Origin of the sequence: Streptomyces sp. LS1784 (assembly GCF_020103755.1) — a bacterium.
Classification (GTDB): Bacteria; Actinomycetota; Actinomycetes; order Streptomycetales; family Streptomycetaceae; genus Kitasatospora.
Genome location: NZ_JAHSQD010000638.1, coordinates 1 through 4,382 on the forward strand (window position 1 = coordinate 1; position 4,382 = coordinate 4,382).

4 protein-coding genes are annotated in these 4,382 nt (G+C 70.5%); 3 read left to right on the forward strand and 1 reads right to left on the reverse strand.

Features of this window, described 5'->3' with window-relative positions; genetic code table 11:
- On the reverse strand, nt 1-637 hold a 637-nt coding region (locus KS423_RS39495), incomplete at its 3' end, for an aminotransferase class I/II-fold pyridoxal phosphate-dependent enzyme (RefSeq protein WP_224284552.1).
- Nucleotides 638-812: 175 nt separating this feature from the next.
- Here KS423_RS39495 and KS423_RS39500 point away from each other — a divergent pair.
- Genes KS423_RS39500 through KS423_RS39510 form a run of 3 tightly spaced genes read left to right on the forward strand, consistent with a single transcriptional unit; the run spans nt 813 to nt 4,278 of the window.
- The gene (locus KS423_RS39500; RefSeq protein ID WP_224284553.1) at nt 813-1,265 is read left to right on the forward strand and encodes a WXG100 family type VII secretion target; all 453 of its coding nucleotides are present in this window, start codon (nt 813-815) and stop codon (nt 1,263-1,265) included.
- 32 nt (nt 1,266-1,297) lie between these two features.
- Nucleotides 1,298-3,529, forward strand: a complete 2,232-nt coding sequence (locus tag KS423_RS39505; protein WP_224284554.1) for a hypothetical protein — start codon at nt 1,298-1,300, stop codon at nt 3,527-3,529.
- A 38-nt stretch (nt 3,530-3,567) separates the two neighbouring features.
- The gene (locus KS423_RS39510) at nt 3,568-4,278 is read left to right on the forward strand and encodes a hypothetical protein (protein ID WP_224284555.1); all 711 of its coding nucleotides are present in this window, start codon (nt 3,568-3,570) and stop codon (nt 4,276-4,278) included.
- Nucleotides 4,279-4,382: the final 104 nt, after the last annotated feature.

A 4,382-nucleotide genomic window follows, 5' to 3' on the forward strand; every position in this document is an offset into this window, starting at 1 on the left:
CGTCGTCCACCAACAGCGCCGCGCCCTGCGCGCGGACGGCAGCGGACAGTTCGGGCAGCGGGGCCGCGTCGCCGTCCACCGAGAACACCGAGTCGGTGACCACCAGCGCCCGCCGCTGCGCGCGCCCGGCGAGCGCCTCGGCGACCGCCGCCGGGTCGCTGTGCGGGGCCCGGTGGACGTCGGCGCGGGAGAGCCGGCAGCCGTCGATCAGCGAGGCGTGGTTGTAGGCGTCGGAGACGATCAGGGTGTCCGGGTCGGTGAGCGCGGTCAGCGCCGCGAGGTTGGCCGTGTACCCGGAGGAGAACACCAGCGCGGCCTCCACCCCGCAGAACTCGGCCAGCTCCTCCTCCAGTTCGGTGTGCAGCGCGGTCGTCCCGGTCACCAGCCGCGACCCCGTCGAGCCGCCTCCCCAGCGCAGCGCCGCGTCCGCCGCCGCCCGGGTGACCACCGGGTGCCTGGTCAGCCCCAGGTAGTCGTTCCCCGCGAGGTCCAGCACCGCGTCGTCCGCCGCCCGGCTGCGCAGCGTCCGCGTCAGCCCGGCCTCCGCCCGCATCGCGGCCGTCTCGTCGAGCCAGTCGAAGACGTGCGCGGGGGCGGGGGCGGAGGGGCGCGGCTCGGCCGCGAGCGGATGGTTCATGCCCGGCACTCTGGCACGCCGCCGCGTGTCGGGCAATGTGCGGCTCGGCACAGTACGAACCCGACATTCCCATCGCGATTCACCATGCGTTAACCAGGAATCAATAGTCAATTCACCAAAATTCATGCCGTGAAAATAGTACAATCCATGCCGATCTTTACCTGGGGGGCAAACAATGACCGACCTCGAATTCGAGCGTCGCATGAATCCGTGGCTCTTCGACGACAAGGGCAATCTGACCGAAGAGGCGAAGAAGCAGTTCCCGGACCTCGCCGGCGCCAACGCCGCACCGGTCTCGCTGGGCCCGGCGGGCGGCGGCAAGACCGTCGCCGTGAACCCCGGCGTGCTCCAGCAGGCCGCACAGAACGCCTTCGCACTGCGGGACTCCGTCAAGACCGAGTGCGACCAGCCCGGCGAGCACGTCAACGCCGCGGCCGGGTCCCTCAAGGGCTGGAACCTCGGTGGCGCACTCACCGCCACCTGGGGAACCTGGACCAGCCAGTCCGGCGGGCTGCAGACCACCGTCGGCGACATCGGCACCAACCTGCAGACCACGGCCCAGAGTTACACCAAGACCGACTCGGACATCCAGGCCAACTTCAACAAGCCGCAGGGCGCCGGAAGCTAGCGTCAGCGCGAGCGGGGGGATACAGCACAATCATGGTGACGTTCAGTCAACTCAAGCAGGTCGACCTCGGCAGTCTCGCCTCCGCGGCGGGCGACTTCGAGAGCCTCGTCCGCAAGTGGGACCTCACCCAGCGGATGCAGAACGAGGTCCTCGGCACCATCCAGCAGTCCGGCTGGCACGGCGACGCCGCCGGCCTCGCCAACGCCAAGCTCACCTGGGCCCGCGACCAGATCCACGCGGCCTTCGAGGAGGCCTCGGCCCTGGCCAAGACCCTCCGCGACGCCCACACCGAGATCACGGCCGCCAAACAGGACCTCACCACCGCCGTCCAGCACGCCACCGACGCCGGCCTCACCGTCGACGGCGAGGGCGCGGTGCACTGGCCTCCGCCCACGACCCAGGAGGACAAGAAGGACGCCGAGTACGCCAAGAGCTGGAAGGCCAAGGCCGAAACGGCCGCCAAGGCCATCGGCGACGCGATCGACCGCGCCACCGAGGCCGACCTCGACGCCTCCAGGGCGCTGGGGGACGACACCGGCAGCGACGGCACCGCGTTCAACGCCAACCCCGTCGGCGGCATCCCGGAGGAGGAGGCCAAGGCGGCCACCTACATCCTGAGCCTCGGCGGCCAGGCCTCCGACGCCCAGGTCAAGCACCTCCAGGACATCCTGGACCACCACAAGAACGACCCGCGGTTCGCCACCTCCTTCTACGGCAACCAGGACCCGGGCACCTTCATGGCCAAGTACGGCGCGATGGCCCAGAGCGGCGACTACGCCAACAGCCCGGCCCGCAGCGCCGCGCTCAAGGCCATCCAGAAGGACCTGGGCCTCACCCTGGCCACCGCGACCGACACCAAGCAGCCCGTGCACGTGTCGGACGAGTGGGAGACCAGGTTCCGCGCCGCCGGGGCCAAGCAGATCCCCGTGCCGCCCGGCGCCGACCCGGCGCACAGCCCGTACGGCTACCAGATCACGGCGAACCTGCTGCGGAACGGGAAGTACGACGCGCACTTCCTCAACCCGATCGCGGAGCACGTCACCCAGCTCACCCAGGAGAACCCGATGCGCTGGGACGCGGCCACCAAGGCCGCGTACCCGTTCACCGAGCTCAAGTTCATCGGTGTGCCCGACAAGGACGGCAACATCCGGGGCATCAACCCGATGTCCGCCATCCTGGAAGGGCTCGGCCACAGCCCCGAGGCCGCCACCAAGTTCTTCCACGACGCACCGACCACCTACAACCCGGACGGCACCGTCAAGAGCACCGGCGGCCCGAACACCTACCTCAAGGCGCTCACCGACACCGGCTCCCGGTCGCTCCTGCTCGACCAGCAGTACCCGCCCCGGCCCAACCCCGGCACCGCCGACCCGTTCGACGTCACCACCCTGGGCCACGCTCTGGAGGCGGCCACCACGGGCAGGGCGTACGACGACGTCGACGGCAAGTTCCCCCCGCACACCGCCGCGATGAACGACATCATGAAGAACGTGGTGGACACGTTCGGCACCAAGGACGGCCCGGACCTGCTCAAGGGCGGACTGTTCGCGAACCTCAACGGCAGCCTCGGGAACATGACCGCCAACTACATCGGCGACGTCCAGGGCTCGTTGGAGGGAGCGGGCGCCGACTCGCAGCTCTTCAGCCAGGCCAAGGTCGAGCGCCTGCTCGGCGCGCTCGGCCAGGACCCGGACGCCTATGCCTCGATCGCGGCCGGGCAGCAGGCGTACACCACGGCCCAGATCCAGGACGTGCTGGCCCACCCCGAGTTGCACAAGGACCTGGCGGTGGCGGTCGAGAACGTCGCCAAGCCGGCTGGGCAGGTCAACGGCCTGATCACCAGCGCGATGGTCGACGCCGTCTACCAGAAGCACACCGCCAGCGACGCCGAGTTCAACGCCGCCATCGACACCAAGCGGGAGATCGCCGGCCAGATCTGGTCGTTCGCCGGCGACGCGCTCAAGGAGCGGGCGCCCCTGATCGGCGAGGGCGTCGACAGCGCGGTCAACCAGATCATGGACAACGTCGCCAACGGCTACAAGGTGGACACCCACAACGACGCCAGCGACGAGGCCGGCGCCGCGAAGGAGGCGGCCGAGCGCAAGTCGCAGCAGGCGATCGTCAACGCCGTCCGCGAGGCCGGCCGCAACGCGGGTGCCGACCCGAACTACATCAACGACGTGGCCCGCCGGGCCGCCCAGGAGGAGAACACCGGCTACAGCAGCGGCAAGACCTCGTACGACACGGTGTACCCCAAGAGCTGACCCCCGAGCCCACCTGCCACCACCGAGAGCGTTGAGAAATGGCTGACGTCGCCCACATCATCCCGCCGTCCCCGGACGATCCGCCCCGGCGCCGGTCCCGGGTCCGCCCCTGGCACGCCGCCGTCGCCCTCGCGGTGGCGGCGGCAGTGGGCGGCGGGCTGTGGGCGTGGAAACCCTGGCAGTCGGTGGAACTGCCGCAGAGCGCGTGCTGGGGGGTCCTGGACGCGAACGACCTGAAGCCGCTCGCGGGCCCCGACGGGAAAGCCGTCGAGCCCAGGCCGGCCCGCGAGATCGCCACCCCCATGAAGCCCGCCTCGGGGAGCCGTGACTCCCGTTGCCGCATCATGTGGCCGGGCGCGACCATCCTGCTCGACGCGGAGGTACGACCGGCACGCGACCGGATCGACGCCGACCGGAGGAACGACGCCAGTGGCGGATCGGCCACCCCACTCGACTTCGGCCCCGGCACGACCGGATGGGTCGTGGACTCCAAGAACGTCGACGGGAACGCATCGGTCCGGCTCTACGTGCCGTGCGACTTCGACGCCCCGCGGGACGACAGCGACCAGCCCCCGCCGAAGTACTTCGGCGTGCTGGTCTCCGGGGACGTCGTCGACGGCGCCTCCCTCGGCAAGGCCCACCAGGCGTACGCGGACATCGCCCTCAAGATCGGCAGGGCCGCCGCGGTCGCGTACGAGTGTCGGAACACCGTGACGCTGACCGGTACCGCCCCCCGCGTCCCGTCCTAGCCCGACCGACAACAGGAGCCGCCCGAACCATGGTCGATGTCGCGCACATCATCCCGCGCTCACCCGACGACCCGCCGCCGCCACCGCCGTGGTGGCGGCGGCCC

Coding starts and splice junctions, on each gene's coding strand:
- KS423_RS39500 (WP_224284553.1), top strand. CDS start 813: ATGACCGACCTCGAATTCGAGCGTCGCATGAATCCGTGGCTCTTCGAC.
- KS423_RS39505 (WP_224284554.1), top strand. CDS start 1,298: ATGGTGACGTTCAGTCAACTCAAGCAGGTCGACCTCGGCAGTCTCGCC.
- KS423_RS39510 (WP_224284555.1), top strand. CDS start 3,568: ATGGCTGACGTCGCCCACATCATCCCGCCGTCCCCGGACGATCCGCCC.